Annotated in this window: 19 protein-coding genes; 15 read left to right on the top strand and 4 right to left on the bottom strand. The window is 33.6% G+C overall.

The genetic code is table 11. From position 1 onward, the window contains the following. Positions 1 to 6 precede the first annotated feature (6 nt). Together QZU75_RS01920 and QZU75_RS01915 are read left to right on the top strand one after the other, a co-directional pair. Positions 7 to 549 (top strand): flavodoxin family protein, encoded by a 543-nt coding sequence (locus tag QZU75_RS01920; protein ID WP_296881265.1) that lies wholly within the window; start codon positions 7 to 9, stop codon positions 547 to 549. Positions 550 to 766: 217 nt separating this feature from the next. Then, positions 767 to 1,597 carry an amino acid ABC transporter substrate-binding protein gene (locus tag QZU75_RS01915; protein ID WP_296881264.1) on the top strand — a complete coding sequence of 277 codons (831 nt, stop codon included), beginning with the start codon at positions 767 to 769 and terminating at the stop codon, positions 1,595 to 1,597. Between the two features lie 21 nt (positions 1,598 to 1,618). Here QZU75_RS01915 and QZU75_RS01910 read toward each other — a convergent pair whose 3' ends face one another. Beyond that, positions 1,619 to 2,398 (bottom strand): NAD(+)/NADH kinase, encoded by a 780-nt coding sequence (locus QZU75_RS01910; protein WP_296881263.1) that lies wholly within the window; start codon positions 2,396 to 2,398, stop codon positions 1,619 to 1,621. A 90-nt stretch (positions 2,399 to 2,488) separates the two neighbouring features. On the opposite strand from QZU75_RS01910, the gene QZU75_RS01905 reads away from it, so the two are divergent. The 4 genes from QZU75_RS01905 to QZU75_RS01890 all read left to right on the top strand — a co-directional run bounded on the left by QZU75_RS01905 (position 2,489) and on the right by QZU75_RS01890 (position 16,270). Continuing rightward, positions 2,489 to 3,496: a LytS/YhcK type 5TM receptor domain-containing protein gene (locus QZU75_RS01905; RefSeq protein ID WP_296881262.1), complete on the top strand. Its 1,008-nt coding sequence runs from the start codon at positions 2,489 to 2,491 to the stop codon at positions 3,494 to 3,496. Then, positions 3,480 to 3,743, top strand: a complete 264-nt coding sequence (locus QZU75_RS01900; protein ID WP_296881261.1) for an ATP-binding protein — start codon at positions 3,480 to 3,482, stop codon at positions 3,741 to 3,743. Before QZU75_RS01905 ends, QZU75_RS01900 begins: the two co-directional genes overlap by 17 nt. Before the next feature lie 726 nt (positions 3,744 to 4,469). After that, positions 4,470 to 11,519 carry a right-handed parallel beta-helix repeat-containing protein gene (locus tag QZU75_RS01895; RefSeq protein ID WP_296881260.1) on the top strand — a complete coding sequence of 2,350 codons (7,050 nt, stop codon included), beginning with the start codon at positions 4,470 to 4,472 and terminating at the stop codon, positions 11,517 to 11,519. Further along, the gene (locus QZU75_RS01890; RefSeq protein ID WP_296881259.1) at positions 11,489 to 16,270 is read left to right on the top strand and encodes an Ig-like domain-containing protein; all 4,782 of its coding nucleotides are present in this window, start codon (positions 11,489 to 11,491) and stop codon (positions 16,268 to 16,270) included. Before QZU75_RS01895 ends, QZU75_RS01890 begins: the two co-directional genes overlap by 31 nt. Positions 16,271 to 16,495: 225 nt before the next feature. On the opposite strand, the gene QZU75_RS01885 is transcribed toward QZU75_RS01890, so the two are convergent. Further along, on the bottom strand, positions 16,496 to 16,792 hold the full coding sequence (locus QZU75_RS01885; RefSeq protein WP_296881258.1) for a putative quinol monooxygenase: 297 nt from the start codon (positions 16,790 to 16,792) through the stop codon (positions 16,496 to 16,498). Positions 16,793 to 16,931: 139 nt separating this feature from the next. Between QZU75_RS01885 and QZU75_RS01880 the strand changes: the two genes are divergently transcribed. The 3 genes from QZU75_RS01880 (at position 16,932) to QZU75_RS01870 (ending at position 19,101) form a co-directional block, all read left to right on the top strand. After that, positions 16,932 to 17,624, top strand: a complete 693-nt coding sequence (locus QZU75_RS01880) for an iron-sulfur cluster assembly scaffold protein (protein ID WP_296881257.1) — start codon at positions 16,932 to 16,934, stop codon at positions 17,622 to 17,624. Between the two features lies 1 nt (position 17,625). Continuing rightward, the gene (locus tag QZU75_RS01875) at positions 17,626 to 18,627 is read left to right on the top strand and encodes a GGGtGRT protein (RefSeq protein ID WP_296881256.1); all 1,002 of its coding nucleotides are present in this window, start codon (positions 17,626 to 17,628) and stop codon (positions 18,625 to 18,627) included. Positions 18,628 to 18,693: 66 nt separating this feature from the next. Next, positions 18,694 to 19,101: an NUDIX domain-containing protein gene (locus QZU75_RS01870; protein ID WP_296881269.1), complete on the top strand. Its 408-nt coding sequence runs from the start codon at positions 18,694 to 18,696 to the stop codon at positions 19,099 to 19,101. A gap of 12 nt (positions 19,102 to 19,113) precedes the next feature. Here QZU75_RS01870 and QZU75_RS01865 read toward each other — a convergent pair whose 3' ends face one another. Both QZU75_RS01865 and QZU75_RS01860 read right to left on the bottom strand, forming a co-directional pair. Beyond that, positions 19,114 to 19,911, bottom strand: coding sequence for an amidohydrolase family protein (locus QZU75_RS01865; protein ID WP_296881255.1), 798 nt, complete (start codon positions 19,909 to 19,911; stop codon positions 19,114 to 19,116). A 118-nt stretch (positions 19,912 to 20,029) separates the two neighbouring features. Further along, positions 20,030 to 20,680: a hypothetical protein gene (locus QZU75_RS01860; protein WP_296881254.1), complete on the bottom strand. Its 651-nt coding sequence runs from the start codon at positions 20,678 to 20,680 to the stop codon at positions 20,030 to 20,032. A 93-nt stretch (positions 20,681 to 20,773) separates the two neighbouring features. Between QZU75_RS01860 and QZU75_RS01855 the strand changes: the two genes are divergently transcribed. The 6 genes from QZU75_RS01855 to QZU75_RS01830 all read left to right on the top strand — a co-directional run bounded on the left by QZU75_RS01855 (position 20,774) and on the right by QZU75_RS01830 (position 26,168). Continuing rightward, on the top strand, positions 20,774 to 21,724 hold the full coding sequence (locus tag QZU75_RS01855) for a malate dehydrogenase (RefSeq protein ID WP_296881253.1): 951 nt from the start codon (positions 20,774 to 20,776) through the stop codon (positions 21,722 to 21,724). 36 nt (positions 21,725 to 21,760) lie between these two features. Continuing rightward, a complete protein-coding gene (gene sstT / locus QZU75_RS01850; RefSeq protein ID WP_296881252.1) occupies positions 21,761 to 23,005 on the top strand; it encodes a serine/threonine transporter SstT in 1,245 nt (414 codons plus the stop codon). Then, positions 23,002 to 23,445, top strand: coding sequence for a D-aminoacyl-tRNA deacylase (dtd, locus tag QZU75_RS01845; protein WP_296881251.1), 444 nt, complete (start codon positions 23,002 to 23,004; stop codon positions 23,443 to 23,445). The genes sstT and dtd overlap by 4 nt, the downstream gene beginning before the upstream one ends. Before the next feature lie 64 nt (positions 23,446 to 23,509). Beyond that, positions 23,510 to 24,418 (top strand): hypothetical protein, encoded by a 909-nt coding sequence (locus tag QZU75_RS01840; RefSeq protein WP_296881250.1) that lies wholly within the window; start codon positions 23,510 to 23,512, stop codon positions 24,416 to 24,418. Between the two features lie 5 nt (positions 24,419 to 24,423). Further along, entirely contained in the window at positions 24,424 to 25,014 is a 591-nt protein-coding gene (locus QZU75_RS01835; protein ID WP_296881249.1) for a zinc ribbon domain-containing protein, read from the top strand. 11 nt (positions 25,015 to 25,025) lie between these two features. Beyond that, positions 25,026 to 26,168: a toxic anion resistance protein gene (locus QZU75_RS01830; RefSeq protein WP_296881248.1), complete on the top strand. Its 1,143-nt coding sequence runs from the start codon at positions 25,026 to 25,028 to the stop codon at positions 26,166 to 26,168. The last annotated feature ends 1 nt before the right edge of the window (position 26,169 follow it).

The following is a 26,169-nucleotide window of genomic DNA, read 5'->3' as shown; positions in this document are numbered from 1 at the left end:
TATTAAATGAAAATTGTAGCACTTCAAGCAAGTCCTAGAAAAGGCGGAAACTGTGATGTATTGATGGATGAAATGATTAAAGGAATAGAAGAAAACGGAGGGGAAGTGGAAAAATTCTTCCTTGAAAAATGTGAAATAGCACCTTGTAAAGCATGCATGCACTGTGCTGAAAATCCTGAATGTATAAGGGATGATGACGGAAATAAAATCATCGATGCACTTGTAGCAGCAGATGGAGTTATCTTTGCAACACCTATTTATTATGGGCAGATGTCAGCACAGGGAAAACTGATTATTGACAGGTTCTATGCAATTGGACAAAACCCTGATAAAAGCCTATCCGGAAAAGCTGCATTGATTTTCACTGAAAATCAGCCTGAAGGAACCTATTCTACATATATTGAACTTACAACATTCTCACCGTTTTCATTCATGGGATATGATGTAATTGGCTATGTTGATGCGGGAAGCGCAGGTCCTGCAGGAATTGTGGCTACCGAGCAGAAAAATAAATTAAAAGAAGCTTATGAATTAGGTTTGAAATTCTAGATTGGAAATTAAATTCTAATCTATTTCTTTTTTTATATTTTTATAAATTTAATAAATGTAATGATTTTTAAATAATTATTTCAAATTTCTCTTTTTTTCAAGCAAATATCAGTACAGTCATATATTAACTGTCAAAATATATAAATAACTTAAAATACAAACTTTTTTTTATAAGATTAAAATATTTTGAATTAATTATTATAAACGGAGTTTTTTAATGAAAAGAAATATTATACTGCTTTTTACATTGGCATTGGCAGCATCTTTAATGATTGGTGCAGTTAGTGCTGAAGGGATGCTTGATTTTTTAAATGAAAATACTAAAGTTACAAATGATGATAATACATTTGTTGTAGGTTTCAGCGGAGAGTTTCCTCCTTTTGGATATAAGAACGATAATGGTCAATACGTAGGTTTCGATTTGGATCTTGCAAAGGAGGTTGCAAAAAGAAACAATTGGACATTCAAAGCTCAACCAATTATTTCATGGGACACAAAAGATGTTGACCTCAATTCAGGTTCTGTTGACTGTATTTGGAGTGAATTTACCATTGATGGAAGGGAAAATAACTATACCTGGTCCAAGCCTTACTTCAATAATTCTCAGGTGGTTATTGTAAGGTCAGATTCAAATATAACTTCACTTGATGATTTGAAAGGAAAAGTAGTAGAAACTGAAATTTCAAGCTCTGCTTTAGATGCTATTAATAATAACCAAACCCTTAAAGATTCAATTGCTAAGATTAATGTATTAAATGACTTTAATTCAATATTTATGGATTTGGAATCTGGAGTTTGTGATGCTGTAATTGTTGATTACGGATGTGCAAAGTATCATTTTGCGCAAAAATATCAAAATGGCACTTTTAATATCATTGACCAGCCACTGCAGTATGAAAAATATGGTGTTGCATTCAAAAAGGGTAATGATGGGTTAAAAAATCAGGTTCAAAAAACATTGGATGAAATGTTTAAAGATGGAACTGTGGATAAGATAGCTCAAAATTACAGTGATTGTGATATTCCTCAAGGATTGATACGTCCTTGATTTTATTTTTTTAATTAATAATTAGGTTATTGTTTCACGAATCATATCAACAAAGCTTCTGTCCTCTAGCTTGATTATTCTAGTTATTTTTTCTGATTTTTTAATTTTGACAATATCTCCGCTGTGCACTTCAATTCCTTTTCCGTCATATAATACAAAGCAGGTTGTATTTTCTCTAAGCTCTGCAATTTTTATTTCCACATCTGAATCATCTGACAGTACAATGCTTCTGTTAATGACTGTATGCGGAGCTATTGGTGTTAATGTAAGAATGTTAGCGGTCGGATCAACTATAGGTCCTCCGCATGACAGGTTGTATGCTGTTGAACCTGTTGGGGTGCATACTATAATTCCGTCTGCAGTATATGAGTTAATCCGTTTTTCATTAACAAGAACATCAAATCTGATGACTCCGAAGGCATTTTTTGATATTGCTATTTCGTTGAGTGCCGGTGGTATTTCTATTGTCTTTCCTGAGGATTTGATTACTTTGCCTTCAAGCATCATTCTTTTTTCAATATAATAGTTATTCACCAGAATGTTTTTAACGGCCTTTTCAATATTTTCAGGTTTGATTTCAGTCAGATAACCTAATGTTCCTGTATTGATGCCTATTATGGGTTTGTCACATTGGCTGCCGGTTTTTAGAAATGTTCCATCACCCCCAATAGAAAAAACAATGTTTGCATCCTCTATTTTTTCAGCAATTTCAATATCATATTTTAAACAAATTTCAATTAAATCATTTTTTGTTTGAATTGCTGTTTCGTTGAATGAATCTGCATTAACAAAAATCTTCATAATTTTAATTATATCTGCATCATATTAAATACTTGTTTTTACATAATACTATTAATAGTGTTTTTTTAAAAAATATGCTAAGGTGAGTTTGTGAAAAATTTAAGGATATCTGATAGTAAAAAGATTTTAATAATTTACATATTATTATTCATCTCAAATTTGGCCTTATGGTATTTTTTATTAGATTTTACTTTTGAAAAAGTTTTAAGATTTAATATTAATTATCTTGGAAACTATTTCACAATTGCCTCTGTTTTTATTATTTTCGGATTTATCTCTTCAAGACTTCCTAGATTGAGGGCAATGGGTGACAGCTCGTTATATGAAATCGGATATCTTTTAATAATGGGTTTGGTCGGTCTTATCGTATCATATTTTAATGGTGTTGTTAATGACAATTTTGTATTGGAGCCTTTTATAGAAATGTTCAATGTTTTAGCAATTGTTTTGATAATAATGATTTTTTCAACCCGTTTAAAAAGTGTTAAAGCGATGATTAGGCGAGATTATACACGAAATGATGTTATTGTCTGTCTGATTGTCTTTTTAGTAGTGGGGATATTATCAACATTATTGACTAAGAATTTAGGTCATTCTTCAGCTAATGTGAGGACAATGACTGTTATGATTGCAGGAATGTTTGGAGGACCGGTTATCGGAATTCCAACGGCGGTTGTGGCGACTGTACTCCGATTTTTTATGGGAGGGCCTACTGCCTTGCCGTGTGCCGTGTCAACTATGATTTGCGGATTTGTTGCAAGCGCAATATATATCTGGAACGGCAAGAGATTTTTGAGAACAACACAATCTGCCATTCTCATGTTTTTATTCATAGGCTTTGAAATGTTAGCTATTATAATAGCTCTTCCTAATCGTGTTGCAATTCCGATTGTATTGGAAATATATGCTCCTATGACTTTTGTAGCAGTTATTGGCATAATCCTGTTTAAATTAGTTATTGCTGAAACCAGACGTAAGGTTGATGATACTCCGGTTGATCCGAAAGAGGAACTGGCAAATCTTAAAAAGTCTCTTGCGGAATATGAAGAAAAAATTAATGTATTAGAAGACAAAATCAATAATGAGTCAGAGGAATAGTGTGGTTAAAATGGGTTTAGGATCATTTTTTAAAAGAAATAAGGAAAATAAAACAGAAGAAATTGAAGATTGTCACATTGACATTAACGCTGATGAGTGTGACGGATGTGAAAAATGCTCAATAGCATGTCCCAACAATGTTTTGATAATAATTGAGGATGTGTCTACTGTTCGTGACCCTCAGGTATGCAAGAGCTGTAAGGTTTGTATGGCGATTTGTCCCAATGACTGCATTGAAGTTAATTAATATTTTTTCCCTCTATTTTTTCTATTTGATATAATATATTTTTTACATCTTTTATTAGATTAAAGCATTGTTTGAGTATATTTAAACAAATTTTAAAAACTCTATTTTAATTGTTCGTTATTTTAAAATAATTGAATACAAATTAATCATTTTTTTATTAAAATATTGTATTGTAATTTAACAATTTTTATTTTTAATAGTTGTTTGTTTAATTTTTTTTTCAGTAAATTTATATATAATTGACAACATAAATATAAACCAATATAAACTTTCATAATCGATGTTTTCTTAGATTATGCAAGGAAATGTATAAAATAAAGGTATTGTTGGTTTAAATCTTATCTAAATTAAGTTTAAAAACGGTATAACTTGTAAACATACTTGCTTTATTGATTTGAATTTAAGATATGCTTAAGATTTACATCGCAATGTTTATTTTGTAGCATATTCTGCATGATTTGATTAAATGTCATTATGGTTGATTTGTATTGCATCAGTGAATGCAGTGGGCTTTAGAGTAATACCGATTGCATTAAAAATAGAATAATTATGCGATGTAGGGGTTGCATAATTATAATTCAATTATGGAGAAAAAATTTGTAAAAAAATATGATAAAAACTGAATTCGACATTTTATGTTTTGAAATATATAAAGAAAGCGGATAGTTGAATGATATATCACAATTAGTTGATAAAATTGATTAGATTAAGATATGGAGGTTGATTATGGGCAAGCGAAATATTTTCATAATATTGCTTTTATTATGTCTAATATTCACCCTTCCCAGCATATCGGCATCTGACACGATAGATCCTGGCGGGGGTACTGGCGATAATCTAACTGATATACCTATAAATAATGTTTTAACATTATCTTATCAAGAAGATTCGATCTTAACGGAAGGAGAAGGGACATTTTCTGAATTGCAAGGTCTTATTGATACTTCTAGTGACGGAAAGGTTCAATTAGAAAAAAATTATAAATTCGACCCAACGAAAGATGATGAATCTCTAAAAGAGGGAATCCTTCTAAATAAGAAAATTGAAATTGATGGTAATCAATTCATTATAGACGGAAATAATCAAGCAAGAATTTTCAATATTTCAGGAAGTAATATTATTTTAAAGGGCATTACCCTACAGAATGCCAAATCCAGTGGCAACGGCGGTGCCATCTACTGGTCAGGTCAAGTAGGACTGATGGATAATGTCACATTTGCAAATAACACTGCCGGAGAAAACGGTGGTGCTGTATTTTTAATACATAACGAAAACACTAAAGTAAAGAATTCAAAATTCATTAATAACTCTGCAGGAATAAACGGTGGAGCTATTGAATGGTCTCAAGGTGCAAAAAACGGAGAGATAGATAATGTAACTTTCATAAACAATACTGCTAAACGTAGTGGTGGTGCTGTTTATTGGTATGGAAACAAAGGAACAATTAAAAATGCTGTCTTTGAGAATAACACAGCTCAAGGAAAAGTTTTATATGCTAATCCATATGGTGAATTAACTACTGGCGGCCATGGTGGTGCTGTAATATGGACAGGTGCTGATGGTCAGATTAAGAATTGTAATTTTAGTTTAAATAATGCTTCTAATAATGGTGGAGCAATATTTATGCAGGGAAGTTCAGATGGTGACTGTAAAAATATGACTTTGGAATCATGTATCTTTGAGGATAACTATGCTGGTGTCAATGGTGGTGCTGTTGACTGGAATAGAGGGGCTCATGATTCAACATTGAAGAATTCAAAATTCGTAAACAATACCGCTAAACGTAGTGGTGGTGCTGTTTACTGGTATGGAAACAAAGGTTTAATTGAAAATGTAGTTTTTGATAATAATAGGGCACAGGGTCTTGTTCAGGCTAATAACTCCTATGGCGTATTGACTTATGGTGGCCATGGTGGTGCTGTGATGTGGACCGGTGCTGACGGAAACATTGAAAATTGTAACTTTACTTTAAATAATGCTTCTAATAATGGTGGGGCAGTATTTTTGCAAGGAAGTGTAGATGGGCCATGTGAAAACATGACTTTAAAACTATGTAACTTTATGGATAACATTGCTGGTGCTAACGGTGGAGCTATAAACTTCTTTACAGGCTCTCACGACTCAGAAATCGAAAACTGTAAATTTATCAATAACGCAGCTTATGATGCAGGCGCATTATTGTGGAATGGAATCAAGGGTAGGGTAATAGATTCAGAATTCATCAACAATACTGCTTTAGACGATGGTGCCGCAATATTCTGGGAAGGAAATAAAGGATTAATCGAAAATATAAATTTTTATAACAACACTGGTAAGAGCTTCAATACCTCCAGTTCAAGAGGAGGAGCAATCTGTCTAACCGGTGATGAAGTAATTATAACCAAATCAGAATTTACACTAAATCGTGTCTTATTCAGCACTGATGCTGAAGTTAACAAAACAGATGGTGGTGCTATCTTTGTAACTGGAAACTATGTAAATATTACCGATTCAACATTCAATGAAAACAATGCAGCTAACTTGGGCGGATCAGTTTATATCATCGGTAACAATACATTAATCGATAACTGTAACTTTGAAAAATCAGAAGCAGTATACGGTTCAGTAATTTATGTAGAAGGAGATAATGCTACTGTTGACAAATCCAACTTTACAAATAACTATGCACTCGAGGATGGTGGTGCAGTATTTGTAGAAGGTGAAGACTGTAAAATATTAAACTCTAAATTTAATGAAAACACTGCCGGAGACGATGGTGGTGCAATCATGTGGAAAGGTGACGGAGGAAGCATTGAAAACATTGTCTGTGAAAATAATCAGGGATTAAGTCAAAATAAATCCAGTTCCAGAGGTGGGGCAATTTGTCTTACAGGTTCCAATGTCGCTGTTTCAAAATCTAAATTTAAACATAACGCTGTCATTTATAATGATGGTGCCGATGAAAACAAAATTGATGGTGGAGCTTTATTCATCACAGGAAATCACGTAAACATTACTGACAGTGAATTTGATAACAACAATGCCTTCCATTATGGAGGTACAATTTACCTGCTTGGTAATGATAATGATGTTTTAAATTGTAAAATAGAAAATTCCAAAGCCCAAAACGGTGGTGGGGTTTTCATAGAAGGAAATAATGGAACAGTATCAGGTAATTTCAAAAATATCGAAGCTGCCTCATTGGGCGGTTCAATATATATTCAAGGTTTAAATGCAAAGGTAATAGATTCAACTTTCGAAAAAAGCACAGCTAAAGGTGATGGCGGCGGTGCTATTTACATCAGAGGTAATTATGCATCCATTGAAGGCTCAAGCTTTTATCAAACTTATGCAAATACTGTAGATGCTGCAAAAGGTGGTGCAGTATTTGTGTATGGTGACTATGCTAATGTAAATGGTTCCAGCTTCAGAGAATCCACTTCAAAATCTCATGGCGGATTTATCTATATTGACGGTAAGGATGCAACTTTAAGTGATTCCACATTCGATAAGGGGATTACTCAGAAAGGTAATGGTGGAGCCATTTACGTTAATAAGGACAACACTGTTATTTACAATTGTGTATTTAGTAATTCCAAATCTGAAGCAGGTCAAACCGGAGCAGTTCACTTGGCAGGTAAAAATGCATTAATCAATCACTCTTCATTCAATAAAAACGAAGCTAAAAAAGAAGGGGGAGCACTTTTCACTGCCGGTGGCGGTGCACTTGTATTTAATTCCAATTTCACATCCAACACTGCCACAACTAATGGTGGTGCTATTCATTGGACTGGTGGCCATGAAAACGACCAAGTTATAGGTTGTTACTTTAAAGATAACACTGCTAAACAAAATGGTGGTGGTATTTATTGGGCTGTGCCGAGTGGTGAAATGGGTAATGCATTTATTAAAGATTCTACATTCATTAACAGTAAGGCATATTCAAAACATGGAGGTGCAATTTTTATAGCTAAGAGTAATGAAACAGTTGTGGATAATTGTATTTTCATCAAAAACCAAATTGCCGGAAAGTCAGGTGACGGCGCTGGAATTTATGCTGGAGTAGATACTGCAGGTTCTGTAAACTTATTAGTGAACCGTTCAACATTCATTGATAACACTGCAAAATCTGGTGGTGGAGCTATTGCTTCCCAATATCAAAACACCCAAATACTTAATTGTAATTTCAGTGGAAATTCGGGCAGTTTTGGTGGATCAGTTGTTATTAAAAGGGAACAAGCTACATCTGCTAACATTGAGGGTTGTATTTTTGAAAATTCCGAAAGTCTCTCTACTCATAACTATGGTGTTGGTGGTGGGGCATTATTCTTGACTATCAACAATATCAATGTAACTGACTGTCAGTTTACAAATTGCAGTTCTGCTGTAAAAGGCGGTGCCATATCATGGGGAGGTCAAAATGGTATATTATCTGGATGTACATTTGTAAATTGCAGCTCTTCAGGTGAAGGTGGTGCAATTTATTCAGGTTATATGAAATTCACTGCTGCTAGTGGTTCACAAACTGAAAAAACTGGTCAAAACTGTATATTCACTGATTCTTCATTTGTCAATTGTTGGTCTTCAACAATCGGTGGAGCCCTATGCCTTAACAGTAAAGTGAATACTAAGGAAGTAAGCAATTTGAATATTAGTGGCTGCAGTGCGGCTGAAGGTGGAGCAATATATATAAACTCTAAAGTTTTAAACCCAATTAAAAATTTAAAAATAAGCGGTTGTGAAGCTTCACAAAACGGTGGAGCAGTATTCATTAATAGTAATATCAATGTTGCTATAAGCGATTCAGAAATTTCAGCTAACAAAGCAAATTACGGTGGTGGATTCTACTTAAATAAGGGTGCTGCAGACATAACTAATGTGGATATAACTCATAACAATGCAACTGCAGGTTCAGGAATCTACTTTGCCGGAAACTATAATACATACACAAATCTGGTTAATGTGGTTCTTTTGGATAATCAGGCTCATTCAGATAAATTTGAAAACATGGAGTTAACATATGATGATACAACCAATATAGTGGAAGTTTCAGGTATATTCTATGGATTAGATCGTCTAATCAATGCAATTGAATTTGCAGAGGATTGTAATCCTAAAGTGAACTATCAAGGCATAACTTATTTGAATGAAAATGGAATCGTAACAAGTCCATCAGCTCCTGGCAGAAGCCTGGCTGAAAGAGGAATTAACATAACTGTTGAAGGTTATGTGGATGATGTTTTAGTTGCAAACAGTACAGTTAAAACAGATGAAAATGGTGAATTTAAATTTGATATTAGTAAAGAATTCGTAACATCAGTTAAAATCAGAGTTTACCATCAGGATGATACATATTACACTTATCTTTATGGTGGAGACTATATCAGAACATATACCATTGTGGATATAATCGTTGATGATATTAATGCAACCGACAAAGCAGTTGTCAAAGTCAACCTAAAACAGAAAGACGGAACTCCAATGACAGGTCCTGTTACAGTATGGTTTAATGATACATTCATGATGGATATGGACATTGTAAACGGTGTTGCAACAAAAGAAGTAGATTACTACTTGGTATCAGGAGATTATGTTGCAAAAGTGCAATATAACGGTACAGATAGTTTTGCAGGTTCAATAAACAATGACACATTCAAGGTCTATAAGGTTCCATCCAAAGTAATCATTAATCCGATTACCAATGTTACCTATAATTCAGACATTGTTGTGAACTATAATGTTTTAAATAGAACAACCGTAACATATGTTGTAAAAGATAAAAACGGAAATGTCGTGCGTGAGGTGACAACTCCTGTATCCGGAAATAGCATAACATTATCCAATTTAGCCAGTGGAAATTATACAATAACTATATTCAATGCAGAAAATGAAACCTATTCCAAATCCAATTCTACTGCTAAATTTACTATAAATAAAGCTAGTTCCTCTGTTAACGCTCCTGATGTTGTTGAAATCTATGGAAGTAATCCTGTCATTTCAATTCATTCAGTAAATGCTACAACAGTCAATATTGTTGTAAAAAATATAAATAATGTTGTTTACTCTAATGCGACAGCTGATGCTAACGGTAATATTGTTTTGCCTATTTTGAATGTTGGAGAATATACTGTCAGCTTAACAACCAATGTTGATGGTAATCATACTTCAGTTTCAAATACCTCTAAACTAACAATCAATAAAGCACCGTCAAGTGTTACAATCAATCCGATTACCAATGTAACATTTAGCGTAAGTAATGTTGTAATCAATTATAATATTGTAAATAGAACACAAAATGTTGAAATAAAAGTAATAAATACTGATACAGGCAGAGAAGTCAGTATACCTTTATCAAATATAACTGCAACTGCTATTACTCTTGGTGGATTGGCAGCCGGCAATTATAAGGTAAACATTACAAATAATGAAAATCAATACTATCTAAAATCTAGTGCATCCGCTAAATTCCATATAAGTCCAATTACTTCAAATATTACCATAGACCCAGTTACTAATGTAACTTATGATGGAGAGGTAGTTGTCAATTATAAATTGGAAAACGGTTATGATGTTATAATTAAAATTACTGGAAGAGATGAAGATAATAAAGATTTTGAATGGGTTGTTCCTCATGAAAATATTACACAAACTGAAAATCAGTTAATTATTAGAGGTTTGAATGCTGGTAATTATACAGTTACTATTACACACCCGAATACTGAAAACATTACTGGTGATAGTGAATCTCAAGACTTTACTGTTGGTCGTGCAAAATCCAAAGTTACAATTACTGAAATAAACAATGCAACTTATGGAAATGATGTTGTAATTAAATATACTGTTGAAAATAAGACCACAATCGAAGTTGTCGTTACAACTAAAGATCATACAGTAACAATTCCAAGCAGTAAAATTGATTTATCAGTCGAAAATATTGTTAAAATCAAAGATTTAGAAACTGGAGAATATGAAATAACAATTACAAACAAGGAAAGTAAAAACTATATCGGATCAGAAGATATCGGATTATTCAGAGTGTCTTCATATCCAACAACATTGGTTCTAACTGCAGATGATGTGTATGTTGGAGATAAAGTTATATTGAAAGCTATTGTCACTGGTGTTGATGGATATCCGGTTAATGGTATTGTAAGTGTAATATACAATGGAACACAAAAAGACATTGAAATAAAAAATGGTAAAGGAAATATATCAATTCCTAATTTAGATGCAGGTCATTATGTTGTAAGTGGAGTATTCCATGCTACTGGCATATATCTTAAATCTGAAGGCGGTACAACCTTTGATGTAAAACGTTATGGAACAACATTGGAATTAAAAGATGTTAATGTTTATGTTGGTGATGAGGTTGTTGGTAGTGTTGTTATTCCGGTTTCTGATGCTGGTCGTTATGTTGTTAGTGGTATTTTTGCTGAGAATGAGTATTATCTTAAGTCTGAGGACCGTGCTGATATTTTGATTTCTAGGTATCCTACTACTTTGGAATTGAAGGATATGACTGTTTATGTTGGTGATGAGGTTGTTTTAGAGGCTGTTGTTACTGGTGTTGATAAGTATCCTGTTAATGGTGTTGTTAATGTAGTTGGTACTAGAAGTAATTATACTATTAATATTGTGATGGTAGTGTTGTTATTCCGGTTTCTGATGCTGGTCGTTATGTTGTTAGTGGTATTTTTGCTGAGAATGAGTATTATCTTAAGTCTGAGGACCGTGCTGAAATCATTATTTCAAAATATCTATCCAATTTGGAAATTAGTATCAATGATGTTGAAATAGGGGAAGATGTTTTAATTATAGTTAAAGTCTCAGGTAATGCAAGTGAAGTTCCTAGCGGATTTGTTACAGTTAGCATTAACCATAAAGATTATAGAATTAACTTAACAAATGGTGAAGGAAACGTTTCAATTGAAGGATTAGGAGCAAATTATTATGTTGTAAGTGGAATCTATTCTGGAGATTCCATATATAATAATGCTGAATCATTAACTAATGTAACTGTTTCAAAACACAAAACCAACTTAATTATCGAAACTTCCAATATTACAGTTGGAAAAGATGAAATAATTAATTTAACTATCGTTGATGTTAACTATAATCCAGTAAATGCTAATGGTTATGTTATTCTACAGGGAAAACACCAAGAATACAATATAACAATTACAAACGGTATCGGAAGTCGAACTTTCAAAGATTTACCTGCAGACCAATATATTGTAACTGGTATTTACTATGGTGATGACAATTATCTCAAATCAGATAATAATGCAATTTCTTCATTTACTGTAGATAAACATCCATCTTCAATTATTATCAACATTAATGATTCTAAAGTTGATGACATGGTAATTGCAGAAGTAATTCTTTCTGATGGAGCTTCTGGAAATGTAACTCTTTCATTGGGAGGAATTGAATATAATTTAACTGTCGAAAATGGAAAAGGTTCTAGAAATCTTAGAGTATTGTCTGTTGAAAACAATTATATTGTTACAGGTATTTACTACGGTAATGATTATTATGCAAAATCAGATAATAGTACTGAGTTTAGCGTAAGCAAATATCCTTCTGAAGTTGAAATAGATATGGAAAAAGATGAATATCTTTTATCAGAACTTATTCAGATTACTGTTAAAGTTAAAGATGGAGCAACAGGTACAGTTACATTAACTGTCGGCAATGAAAATAAAACCTTAGAATTAAATAATGGTGTTGCAACTTGGTCAGTTTCAGGATTACCTGTTGGTAGATACTCAGTTTCTGCTTTATACAATGGAAATTATAAATTCAAAACAAATGGTACAAGTAAATCATTTTCAGTTGGTACAACAGCAGGATTTGATGTTGAAATTGTTGCCTCTGCCAATAATATTAAAGTGGGCGAAACTGTATACATTAATGTCAATGTTACTGGTAATTCTGATACTCCTAAAGGAAATATATCTGTTTTAATAAGTGGAAATACATATCATGGAAAATTAAATGAAAATGGATCTGTTACAATTGAGGTAACTGATTTAAATCCAAAGGAGTATACTGCTATAGTTACCTATTCTGGTGATGTTAACTACTCCGCTAATTCAACTAATGTTTACTTTACTGTTTCCAAATTGCCTTCACAACTGAATGTTAGTGTAGAATCAATCTATGTGTTGGATTCTGCAAATATAACTGTTAAAGTAAATGATAAGGCAACAGGAAATGTTTCAGTAATGTTAAATCATCAAAATTATACAATAGAGCTTTCTGATGGTTCAGGATATAAATTAATTCCTAATTTGCCTGCTTCACTAGAACCTTATCTTGTTGAACTAACATATTTGGGAGATAATAATTTTGATAAATCTTCAAATAGTACTCAGTTCTTTGTTAATAAATATCTGCCTACTGTAATTGTCGATGCTAAAGATATTATGATAGGTCAGGATGCAAATATTACAATTAAGGTTATTGGTAATGCAATTGTAAATGCAACTGGTGAAGTTAGTTTTGTATTGGACGGTAAAAACCATACTGTTAAAATTAATAATGGTGTAGGAAATATAAGTATTTCTAATTTAAATGAAAATTTGTATGTTATTTCAGTAATTTATTATGGTGATAACATTTACATGAAATCCGAAGGAGAAATTTCATTTAAAGTAAGTAAATATCCTTCTAAAGTATTAATAACAGTTCCAGAAATCAAAGTTGGTGAAAACTTAACAATCAACATTTCCATTGAAGGAAATGATGATGTTAATGCAACAGGTGAAGTTGATATATTCATAGATGGAAAACATTATCTTGTGGATATAATTAATGGAAAAGGTTCTATCAATAATATTACCAATTTAAAAGCTGGCAAATATGATTTCACTGTAATATATTATGGTGATGATAATTATATTAAATCTGAAAATGGATCTGTTGCAATTGTAAATTTACACACACCAAACATTACAGTAAATGTAACTAACATCAAAGTTGGTGAAACAGAATATGTGAATATTACTGTAAATGGAGGTACTGATGTACCTACTGGTGAAGTTAACTTTATGATTAATGGTAGTGAAGTTGACATTATGATTAATGGTAAAGTTTATTCTGGATTGTTGGATGGTAATGGTACTGCTGTTATTCCTGTTAGTGACTTGCCTGCGTCTGATGGGCCTTACATTATTGAAGCGATTTATTATGGTGATGATAATTATGATAAGGTTACCGGTAATGGATCATTTAATGTGTCAAAAAGCACTCCTGATGTAATTATCAATGTTGATAATATTGATTTAGGCGAAATTGCTGAAGTAACTATTATTGTAGCAGATGGTGATGCAACAGGACTTGTTCAAGTATACTGTAACGGAATTTCTCAAACTATCGAATTAGCAAATGGTATAGCTTCATTTAACATTTCTGATTTAACTACTGGTAGTTATTATGTTGAAGTTGACTATTTAGGAGATTATAAATACAATAAAAACAGAAATGAATCATTATTTACAGTTGGTTATATAACTCCTAAAATTGAAATACAAGTTAATAACATAACTTACGGTGAAAAATCAAACATTACAGTTAAAGTATCTGACAATGCAACAGGAATTGTAACTATTTCTGTTGGTGATAGAACTTATGATGTTAATTTAACCAATGGAACTGCAAATCTCATTATCGATGATTTGGATGCTGGTGACTATGTTGTAACAGCAATATATCGTGGAGATGACGGTCATAATTCTGTTAGAAATACAGAAGAGTCTATTGTTGCAAAGGCACAATCTTCTATTGGTGCCAATGACACAGTTGCAGACTATGGCAATCCAATTGACATTCCTGTTGAATGTCAAAATGCCAGTGAAATTACCTATAAAGTAATGGATCAAGACGGAAATGTTGTTGGCCAAGGAACAATGAAAGCAAATGAAACAATAATTGATTTAATCTTGGATGCTGGTAATTATACTGTTGAATTAACAACTATTGCTGATAAAAACCATGTACCGGCAACAACAAGTGTGAACTTAACAGTAAACAAAGTCAAACCAATTATTACAATTGAAGTCGTTGATATTTGGTATGGTGAAGTGGAAGTTTTAAATGTAACTTCAAATATTCCTGGAACTGTTAACGTAACTGTTAATGGTGTAACAGAAACTTTAGAACTTAATGGTGAGGTAAAAGACAAACTATTCGCTGCTTTAATCTATGTATTGGGCGTAGATTACAAAGCAACTTGGAATTTACATAATTTGGCTGTTGGCCAATATCCTGCATTTGCAGTATTCAACGGTAATGAAAACTACGAAAGCGTTAACACTTCTGATGTATTCAATGTTTATGCTGCAGATACTTCCGTAAATGCCACATGTGCTGATATTGAATATGGTCAAAATGCTACAATAATTGTTGAAGTAGCTCCAAGTGATGCAACAGGTAATGTAGTTGTTGAAATCGACGGTAAAAACTATACTGCAATAGTTAATGACGGAAAAGCAACAATAACAATTCCTGGTTTATCCGAAGGAACAAAAACCGCAAAGGTATATTACTCCGGTGATGAAAATCATAATCCAAGTGAAACACAAACACGCTTCAATGTGGGAAGGGCATCCACTGACCTCAATCTTACTAGTCAAAACATTTATGTAGGTGAGGATGAAACCATTGTTGTTGAGTTGCCTGATGATGCAACAGGTAATGTGACAATAATTATTGACGGAGAAAAATATATCGCAAATGTTAAAGAAGGTAAGGCTACATTTAATGTTAAAGGTCTTAAAGCAGGAGAATATGATATTGTAGCAATATATGATGGAGATAATGAATATCTTCCTGCAAATAGTACTGCTAGGTTTAAAGTATCAAAATACTCTTCAAATGTAGATGTGACTGCACCTGATATCAAAGTAACTGAAGAAGGTAAGGTCGTCGTATCTGTCCCTAAAGATGCAACAGGTACCGTAACAATTACTGTAAATGGTAAACATTACATTGCAGCTGTTAAAGATGGTATGGCTACATTTGAAATTAATGATCTCAAAGCCGGAAAATATACTATTGTAGCCGAATATAGTGGAGATGACTATTATTCAGGTTCTGTTGGAGATGGTCATTTTAAAGTAACCAAATTCAAACCTGAAGTAGATGTAAATGCACCTGAAGTTAAAGTGACTGAAGATGGTAAGGTCGTTGTGTTCCTCCCTAAAGATGCAACAGGTACCGTAACCCTTGAAATTGATGGTAAAAAATACACTGCTGCCGTTAAAGATGGAAAAGCTGTATTTTACATACCTAATTTAAATCTGGGTGACCATGCAATTAAAGTGACATACTCTGGTGATGACAAATACTCATACATCTCTACTGATAGCGACATTGTTGTTGTTGATGACAAAAACGGAACACATGAAAATCAGTATCAAAAAGAGGAATCTTCCTCTAAATGTATTGATTTATCAAACTATCCTACAGGCAATCCGATATTAATCTTATTGTTGATATTGATGACTGTAGGAACAACACAAATAGGAAGATATAGAAAAAAATAGTCTTCTAGGTATTACTCGCTTTAGAAGATAATTTTCTTTATCTTCTAATTTTTTATTTTTTTTTCAAAAATTTTTAACAATATTATACTTGATGGATTAATTGATTATTTTAAGGATAAATTCTAAAAACTATTTTTAAAAGTTGTGTCCTTTAAAATTTTAAAAGAAGTTGTAAAAAACAATTATTTTTAACTGATAAATCTATATCAAAAATAAAAAATAGAATTAGAAGCTGAGTTCATCAGCATCTATTACTTGAATAGTCATCTCTTTAACAAATTCTTCACTTTCTTCACCAAAGTTTAAAAAGTGTGGTGAAGCCATATGTCTTTTTAAAGCGTCTAAAGATTCCCATTTTTCAACAAATGTTAAACTGTCGCCTTCGATTGGTTTGAGTAATTGATAATCAATGTTACCTTCTTCAAGTAAAGATTCATCGATTAACTCTTTTGAAACTTCAATTATACTATCTTGGCAACCTTCTTTAGGTTCGATATTTGCTAAAACTAGTATGAAATCCATGTTATTCACCAAAAACTTATTTATATTTTTTAATACTTAAAAATTGCCTTTTGTAAAAAATATATTTCAACATATTTTTCCAAAAATACATTAATTAAAAAACAGATATATAATTATAACTAAATTTTGGAGAAAAATGATGATATATTCAACAGAAATTGAAAATATGTGTCTTGTTCGCAAAGGTGCAAATCATGACCCTGCTCCAATTCCTGAAGAGGGAAAATGGGTAAAGGCAAAACAGATAACTGATATTTCAGGTTTTACTCATGGTATCGGATGGTGTGCTCCGCAACAAGGATGCTGTAAATTAACATTGAACGTTAAGGACGGAATTATTGAAGAAGCATTAGTTGAAACTTTAGGTTGTTCCGGTATGACTCATTCAGCTGCAATGGCTGGTGAAATTCTTGTTGGAAAAACAATCCTTGAAGCATTGAACACAGATTTGGTCTGTGATGCAATCAACACTGCAATGCGTGAATTATTCTTACAAATTGTTTACGGAAGAACCCAGTCTGCATTTTCAGAAGGAGGTCTTCAGATTGGTGCGGGACTTGAAGACTTGGGAAAAGGTCACAGAAGCCAAGTTGGAACAATTTACTCAACAAAAGAAAAAGGTCCAAGATACTTGGAACTCACAGAAGGTTATATAACAGAAATAGGTCTTGATGAAGATGATGAAATTATAGGTTATAAATACATTAACCTTGGTGTAATGCTTGATCAGATTAAAGATGGTGTTGACCCAATGGAAGCGATAGACAATGCTACAGGCCAATATGGAAGATTTGATGATGCCGCCAAAAAAATAGATCCAAGGAGTGAATAAAATGAGTTTATTTGAAAGTTATGAAAGAAGAATCGACCAGATCACTCCAGTTTTGGAAAAATATGGTATAAAAGATCTCCAAGAAGCAAAACAGATTTGTCTTGATAAAGGTTTTGACCCCTATGAAATTGTAAAAGGTGTTCAGCCAATCTGTTTTGAAAACGCATGCTGGGCATATACTCTTGGAGCAGCAATTGCAGTAAAAGAGGGTTGCACAAAGGCTTCAGATGCTGCAAAGGCAATAGGTGAAGGTCTTCAGGCATTCTGTATTCCTGGAAGTGTTGCCGATGACAGACAGGTTGGTTTAGGTCATGGAAACCTTGCATCAATGCTTTTAAGTGACGAAAGTGAATGTTTCGCATTCCTTGCAGGTCATGAAAGTTTTGCAGCTGCCGAAGGTGCAATCGGTATTGCAAACTCTGCCAATGAAGTAAGAGAAAAACCATTAAGAGTTATCTTAAACGGTCTTGGAAAGGATGCAGCATTAATCATATCAAGGATAAACGGATTTACTCATGTTGAAACTGAATTCGATTACTTTACAGGAGAAGTTAAAGTAGTCAAAGAAAAAGCATATTCCGACGGTGAAAGGTCAAAAGTAAGATGTTACGGTGCTGATGATGTGCGTGAGGGTGTAGCAATCATGCATTTGGAAGGTGTTGATGTATCAATTACTGGAAATTCAACAAATCCTACACGTTTTCAACATCCTGTAGCAGGAACATACAAAAAAGAATGTATTTTACAGGGCAAAAAATACTTCTCAGTTGCTTCAGGCGGAGGAACCGGAAGAACACTGCACCCTGATAACATGGCAGCAGGACCGGCTTCCTACGGTATGACAGACACTCTGGGAAGAATGCACTCAGATGCTCAATTTGCAGGTTCATCTTCCGTACCGGCTCACGTGGAAATGATGGGACTTATTGGTATGGGAAATAATCCGATGGTTGGAGCATCAGTTGCTGTAGCTGTTGCTGTTGAAAAAGCTATGAAAAAATAGGGAAAACATTCCCTTTTTTTACTATTTTTTTATGATTAATTAAGAAGGTATGATAATTTGAGTACAATGTGGGGATTGACTGTAAGGGGAATCTGTGAATTCAATGAAAAGTTTTTGCTCCTTAAGGTCAGATCAAAATCAGCTCATGATGCAGGAAAATGGGAAATTCCTGGCGGCAAAGTCAAAAAATGCGAATTTTTTGATGAAGCACTTAAAAGGGAATATTTTGAAGAAACAGGTCTTGAAATTGATATCAAATCATTATATAATGTTGTAAGAAACGATTATACTGCATGTAAAACATCAGAAGAAGTCAAATCAATTCAACTGATTATGAAAGTTACATGTGATAGTGAAGATGTTAAAATAAGTGAAGAACATGATGAATTTGGTTGGTTTGATATGGATGAAGTCGAGGAGATGATTTCAAAGGATTTATTGACTCCTCCTGCCGTAAATGCTTTTAAAAATTAAATAAAATAAAAATTATTCAAGATTCAAAATCTTTGAAGCGTTCTGCCAAAGAATTTGTGATCTTTCTTTTTCTGTTAAATCAATTTTATTGAAATAGTTCATTTCACTAACGGATTCCCACATAGGATAATCTGTTCCCCATAAGACTTTATCTGAACCATATGCATGAATCAAATCCAAAGCGGTTTCAGGTGATAGTGCATATAAGCTGGAACTTAAATCAACATATAAGTTCGGTGTGCCTGCCAGCTTTTCTGTTGCTTCTTCCCACATGCTCCAGCCTGCAAAATGTGCACCTATGAAAGTTATATTGGGAAATTTATCTAAAAATGGTTTAATTTGTTCTGGATTGGAATAATTGTATCTAAAGTCTCCACAGTGAACAAGCATAGGGACTTTTCCTTCATTTACTACTGCACCTATTTTAAATGCACGCTCTTCATTCATTGCAAACCTTTGAAAATCAGGATGAAGTTTAACACCTTTAAGTCCAAGTTCAATTAAATAATCAAAGTCGCCCTGAATGTCCTCACTGTCAGGGTGCAATGTTCCAAAACCTGTAAATATATCAGGATGTGTGTTTACAGCATCTGCAATAAATTCATTGATTGATTTTACCTGTTTAGGTGTGGTTGCAACTGAATGCACGAGATAATGGGTTACTCCTACTTCATTCCCGTCCCTTATCAAATCATCTAATTTTCCATTTAATGACATGTCCAAGTCGTAAAAATCTCTTATTCCAAGTACTGCTTTATCTGCTATTTTTTCAGGATAAATATGACAATGTGCATTTACGATTTTCTGCATATAATTAAACCACCTTATAATAATCTAACATAATGTTTGATTTTCATCTAATATAATACTTAATATTGATGAGTTTTTTGTTGAGTTGTATAATATCTAATATGAGGCATTTTAGAAATCAATATAATTTTTCACCGCTGTACTCATTTTCTTCAGTGTATATTCTAATCAGCCTGTCAATCAAATCATCATACATTAACCTGTGACCTACTGCTCCTCCGTTTGGAATTTTAACATTATTCAAACTCAAATCTGAAAATTCTCCGCTGTTGTTAATGATATACCACATTCCGTGAGGTGTGTATATGAAGAGTTCTCCTTCTCCCTTTATAAAACCATTTTTAAAACTGTCATTGGGGTCATACATTTTGGTTGAGTGAACAGCAAGTCTTGAAAGGTCCTGTTCTGGTCTTGTTCCTCCCTTTTCAAAAAGCATTTTCAGCCATTCATATGACTGGTCAATAAGATTTGACTTTTTAATTGGATCTGCAAAAGCTTCCTTTACTTTGTTTTGCCTTTTTTCAAGGGTATTTGTAATTCCAAGTATTTCTTCTACCTTGGAAACATCCTTTTCAAGGCACCTCCATCCTTCAGGTCTTCCGGTTACCTGGACGTTGCCTTCTACAAAATCCATCCTTTTGAATTGTCTGAAATAGGGTTTTACTTTTTCAAATTCTTCATCTGGAATTCTTTTGTTGAGTCCGTATAGGTACCCGTATTCATTAGCGTCATAACATTTGCTTTCCATTTTCAATTCATCATCTTGCATAATATCATCCATTAAATTATATTAAATTTGTTCTAATAATTTAAAGTATTGTTTTTAGTAAGTTATTTTTATAAAAAGACACAATATATTATTATGGTTAAAGTAAGTATTATGGGAGCAACTGGAGTAATAGGTAAGAATGTTGCATTTACCCTTGCAAGAGCAGATACAGTAGATGAAATTGTATTTTTTGCTCGTGAGCAAAGTGTCGAAAAGGCACGAGGTGAAACATTTGATATGTATGATGCACTGGCTGCAGAAGATATTGACTGTAGGCTGACTCCTTCTTCAGATTATGAAGATTTAAAAAATTCAGCTATTGTGCTGATTACTGCAGGAATTCCCCGAGAGGAAGGAATGAACAGGCGTGATTTGGCAATTCCTAATGCTAAAATTGTAGATGAATATGCAAAACAGATTGCTGTTCATGCTCCTGATTCAATAATTTTGATTGCAACAAATCCTGTTGATGTAATGACTACTGTTGCATATAAATCATCAGGATTTCCGAAATCCAGAGTAATAGGAATTGGAAATCACTTGGATTCTCTAAGGTTGAAAGCATATTTCTCAAAACATATCAACATTAACAGTTCTGAAGTACATACACGTGTTATAGGCGAGCATGGGGATCACATGGTTCCTCTTTTAAGTTCAACTACTATTGGTGGTATTCCACTAAAGTATTTCGCCAAATCTGTTGATATGGAAGTTCCAAGACTTGTTAAGAGACTTAAAAAAGCAGGTAACACTATAATATCTAAAAAAGGTGCAACAGAATATGGTCCTGCATTCGCTATTTCAAATTTAATATCTACAATAATTACAGATTCACATAAAATTCTGACAGTTTCAAATTACCTGGAAGGTGAAATTGGAGATATTTATGATGTGTCAATTGGTGTTCCGGCAGTACTTTCTAAAAACGGTATCGCCATGATTGTTCCGATTCATATGAATGATTTTGAAGAGCATGAATTCAGAATTGCTGCTAATGTAATAAAGGAAACTACTGATGAAGTATTAAAATCTCTGAATGAGTAATGACATATCTGAAATTGTATTTTGTAGATGATATTGATGATTAATAATTTTATTAAGAAATGGACTGAGTCAAGTCTTATTTTAAAGATTATTATAGGATTGGTCATCGGGGCGATTTTAGGAGTTCTGGTTCCTCAATGGAATTTTATAGGATTTCCCGGAAAACTATTTGTAAGTGCTCTTAAAGCTATAGCTCCACTTTTAGTTTTTGTTTTGGTAGCTTCTGCTATTTCAAAAGCCAAAAGTGGTATTGCATCAAGATTTAAAACGGTCATAATACTTTATTTATTCAGCACATTTCTTGCTGCTGTAGTGGCTGTCCTTGGCAGTTATTTATTTCCTGTTACCATACATCTTTCAGGTGCAAGCACAGCTGCTGCCCCGGGAGGTCTCGGGGAAGTCATGTCCAATATGATTTTGGAAGTATTTTCCAACCCTATACACCTCTTGGCTGAAGGCCAGTATCTGGGAATACTGTTCTGGTCTATAGTTTTTGGTATTGCACTTAAATCTGTTGAAAGCGATACCACTAAAACAGTTTTGGTTGAATGTTCAGAAGCAGTTACTAAAATAGTGCGTGGAATTATCCAGTTTGCGCCGATAGGTATTATGGGTCTGGTGTTCACTTCAGTTTCTGAAAGCGGATTAGGGATATTCACACAATACGGTCAGCTAATATTATTGATTGTGGGATGCATTGCAGTTGTTGCTTTTGTAACCGATCCTGTGTTATCAGCTATTCTTACCCGCAGAAATCCATATCCATTAGTCTTTACATGTCTTAAGGAAAGTGGTATAACAGCATTTTTCTCAAGAAGTTCAGCTGCAAACATTCCAATTAATATGCAGTTATGTGAACGTTTAGGTCTTGACAAGGATTTCTACTCAATAAGTATTCCATTGGGTTCTACAATCAACACGGAAGGAGCAGCAGTAACAATTACAGTAATGACACTTGCAGTATGCCATACTATGGGAATAACTGTTCCTATTCCTGTTGCTCTTGCATTATGTCTTATCTCCACATTGGGGGCATGCGGTGCATCAGGTGTGGCTGGAGGATCACTTCTTCTTGTTCCGATGGCTTGTTCATTATTTGGAATCGGTGCAGATGTGTCCATGCAGGCGGTAGCTGTCGGATTTATCATTGGGGTTATCCAGGATTCATGTGAAACAGCCCTTAACTCTGCAGGAGATGCTCTATTTTCTGCAACTGCGGAATATTATGACCGGGCTAAAAGAGGAGAACCTGTAAATTATTTAGGAGAATTTGCAAAATGAAATTGGTTGTTCAAAGAGTAACACACGCAAGTGTGGAAGTTGAAGGTGAAATTACCGGTAAAATCGATGAGGGACTGATGGTTCTTGTTGGTTTTGGAGAAAATGATACGCAAAAGGAAGCAGACTATCTTGCAAGAAAAGTGGCTAAATTAAGAGTATTTCCGGATGAAGACGGTCGGATGAACAAATCTCTTTTAGACATTAACGGCAAGCTATTGCTGGTTCCGCAATTTACTCTATATGGTAAAGTTAAAAAGTACAGGCCTTCATTTCACAGGGCACTGGCTCCTGATGTAGCAACAGAGCTGTTTGATTACTTTGTTGAAAAATGCGGTGAATATGTTGAAGTCCAAACAGGCGTTTTTGGAGCATATATGAAAGTTGATTTGCTCAACAATGGGCCTGTAACAATTTTACTTGAAAAGGAATTTGATGATTAATAACAATATATACATAACATTTAAAAAGTGCTAATATAATAATATAATCATTGGGGGATAATTCATGACTAGTAAAATTACCAAGGCGCAAGAAATTAAAAGGTTAACAACCCCATTGACTTTTAAGAATTCCAAAGCCTATGACTGTGAAGGAAAACTGATAAGCTGCGTTGAAACCTTGTCTGAAATAAAATACATCATCGAGCCTAGGGAAGGCATATTAAATGATGATGAAATAATGCAGTATGCACCGGATTCAAAGGCAGCATCACAGATTAGATTGAACAGGGGCATGGGGGATATGGATGACATGCTTCTTATTCATGAGTCTCTTCCGTGGCTTTTAGGAATATATTATGTAATTTTGATTTGCATTTCAATTTCGGTAATTTTCGCAAGAAATTTTATTTTTGCTTTTATCCTTCTGGTTCTTTTTATACTTCCATTGCTTTATGCATATAGGGTACTGCGTCTTAAAACATATTACAATCCAAAAAGGATATCAAAAACAAAAGACTCTCCTAAAATTAATGTGGATAATGTTAATGTGGAAGCTAGTGATGCATCCAATATCGAATCCCTTAAGGAATATCAAAATGAGATAAACAATCTTAAAGTGATTTTTGAAGTCAAAGAGGATGTTGTAAGACAGTTGATAGAAAAGAGGTTTGCACCTCCTCAAATCACATACGACAAATTCATGAACATGATTGATAAATGCAACAAGCTGTTTTACGCTCAGGCAGATAAAGCATCTGATATAATTAATCTTGCTGCTGAAGACACTCCAAGAATTAGATTAGAAATTGAAAACAAGATAGATGCGATGAAAAGGATTATAGATCAGATTGAAGATTTGACAAATGAACTGGTAATTAATATCAGTTCGGATTCAGACTCACAAGACGAAGTACATGTTTTACTTGATGATATGGAGAACTTGATAGGTTCTGTTAAAGATTATAAAGAGTGATTTAAATGACAAAAAAATGTCCTGAATGCGGAGAATTTGTTCCTGAGGAAGCGCATTTTTGTGCGAATTGCGGCTATGATTTTTTTGACAGTCAGCCTTCAAGAAGTATAAAAAGTGGTGGGGGATTTTTCTCAGATGGAAAAATATTTTTAGTATTAATTGCTATTGTTATAATAGTTGGAGCCGGAGTATTTATTTCCATGGGTCTTGGAAGTCATAATGACACGGCAACTGACAATGCACCCAAACATGAAGTTGACCTGACAATAACTGATGTCAACGGATGGGATAGTAATTCAGGCAAAAAAAGCTATACATTATATACTGAGGCGATATTTAACAAAGTTCCTTCAGATTTAAAGGGATATAATATTAAAACAACTTATATGGATGAAAATGGCACAGAGATAGGTCATGAAACGGAAACCCTGTCTAATGTTTATTATGATTCTGATTATGCTTTGAGTTTTGCACATTACACAACATATAAAAAACCAAATCCTGATCATGTAAATGTTGAAATAATAAAAGATGGAAAAGTTATTGATAATTTTACTTCAAAAATTGATAAAAACGGTATAGATTATTTAAATTAAAGGTGATAGAAATGGCTGAATTTTCATTGGATATAGATGAAATTAAAAATGATGTTGAAACCACCCTTAAAGAGGAAGAAAAAAAATTGGAAAACTCCAATTTAAAAAATCAGGCAGACAGTAATGCTGTTGCAATATTTGACACTGATTTTAACAATCCTCAGGAAAGAGATAATATTTTAAAACCTTTAGACTCCTTCGGATTAACAGACATGTCCAAATCCGCAAGCAGAAATGAAATGCTTGCAACAAGATTTGTTGATTTATCAAAAGGAGGTAAAGATGCGGAAAATATTGGTGAAAAGCTATCTGAATTGGATAAACAAATGAAAGATTTGGATCCAAGCAAAGTGGATTTCGCCAAAAAGGGAATGCTTGGGAGCTTATTGAATCCTGTCAAGAAGTACTTTGAGAAATATGAAAAGGCTGAAGTTGCCATTTCAAACATCATCGAATCACTGGATCACAGCAGTAAAGTATTGCAGAATGACAATACCACACTTTTAAATGAGGAAACCTACTTGAGGGAAGTAACCAATAAATTGATGGCAGACATAGAACTAGGTAAACAGATGGACGCATCAATTGAAGCACAAATTCAGCAAGCTGAAATAAACGGTGTTTCAGATGATAAAATCGCTTTTGTTCGTGAAGAGATACTGTTCCCTTTAAGACAGAGAATCATGGACATGCAGCAGATGATTGTTGTAAACCAGCAAGGAATTATTTCACTTAATGTTATCAGAAGAAACAACAAAGAACTAATTCGTGGAGTATATCGTGCTAAGAACGTGACTGTATCAGCATTAAGAACAGCGGTAATGGTTGCAAGCGCATTATATGACCAAAAGATTGTACTGGATAAGATTAATATTTTAAATGCAACCACTGAAAACATCATCGAAACCACTTCACATATGCTTAAGGAACAGGGAAGCGAAATCCAAAAGCACAGTGCAGAGACAATGATATCTCCGGAAGTCCTTAAGGCATCATTTTCAGAAGCGCTTCAAGCTATTGAGGATGTAAGCACATATAAGGAACAGGCACTTCCTAAAATGAAAGAGACAATTGACTTGTTCAGTGATATGGCAGATGACGGTCAGAAAGTTGTTGATAAATTAGAAACCAACAATAGAAGTATGATTGAATAAA

The organism is uncultured Methanobrevibacter sp., assembly GCF_902764455.1.
Taxonomy (GTDB): domain Archaea; phylum Methanobacteriota; class Methanobacteria; order Methanobacteriales; family Methanobacteriaceae; genus Methanocatella.
This window is presented reverse-complemented; position numbering and strand designations above follow the sequence as displayed.

Coding starts and splice junctions, on each gene's coding strand:
- QZU75_RS01885 (WP_296881258.1), bottom strand. CDS start 16,792: ATGGATTTCATACTAGTTTTAGCAAATATCGAACCTAAAGAAGGTTGC.
- QZU75_RS01900 (WP_296881261.1), top strand. CDS start 3,480: ATGAGTCAGAGGAATAGTGTGGTTAAAATGGGTTTAGGATCATTTTTT.
- QZU75_RS01830 (WP_296881248.1), top strand. CDS start 25,026: ATGGCTGAATTTTCATTGGATATAGATGAAATTAAAAATGATGTTGAA.
- QZU75_RS01895 (WP_296881260.1), top strand. CDS start 4,470: ATGGGCAAGCGAAATATTTTCATAATATTGCTTTTATTATGTCTAATA.
- dtd (WP_296881251.1), top strand. CDS start 23,002: ATGAAATTGGTTGTTCAAAGAGTAACACACGCAAGTGTGGAAGTTGAA.
- QZU75_RS01855 (WP_296881253.1), top strand. CDS start 20,774: ATGGTTAAAGTAAGTATTATGGGAGCAACTGGAGTAATAGGTAAGAAT.
- QZU75_RS01840 (WP_296881250.1), top strand. CDS start 23,510: ATGACTAGTAAAATTACCAAGGCGCAAGAAATTAAAAGGTTAACAACC.
- QZU75_RS01915 (WP_296881264.1), top strand. CDS start 767: ATGAAAAGAAATATTATACTGCTTTTTACATTGGCATTGGCAGCATCT.
- QZU75_RS01870 (WP_296881269.1), top strand. CDS start 18,694: ATGTGGGGATTGACTGTAAGGGGAATCTGTGAATTCAATGAAAAGTTT.
- QZU75_RS01865 (WP_296881255.1), bottom strand. CDS start 19,911: ATGCAGAAAATCGTAAATGCACATTGTCATATTTATCCTGAAAAAATA.
- QZU75_RS01880 (WP_296881257.1), top strand. CDS start 16,932: ATGATATATTCAACAGAAATTGAAAATATGTGTCTTGTTCGCAAAGGT.
- QZU75_RS01835 (WP_296881249.1), top strand. CDS start 24,424: ATGACAAAAAAATGTCCTGAATGCGGAGAATTTGTTCCTGAGGAAGCG.
- QZU75_RS01860 (WP_296881254.1), bottom strand. CDS start 20,680: ATGCAAGATGATGAATTGAAAATGGAAAGCAAATGTTATGACGCTAAT.
- QZU75_RS01910 (WP_296881263.1), bottom strand. CDS start 2,398: ATGAAGATTTTTGTTAATGCAGATTCATTCAACGAAACAGCAATTCAA.
- QZU75_RS01875 (WP_296881256.1), top strand. CDS start 17,626: ATGAGTTTATTTGAAAGTTATGAAAGAAGAATCGACCAGATCACTCCA.
- sstT (WP_296881252.1), top strand. CDS start 21,761: ATGATTAATAATTTTATTAAGAAATGGACTGAGTCAAGTCTTATTTTA.
- QZU75_RS01920 (WP_296881265.1), top strand. CDS start 7: ATGAAAATTGTAGCACTTCAAGCAAGTCCTAGAAAAGGCGGAAACTGT.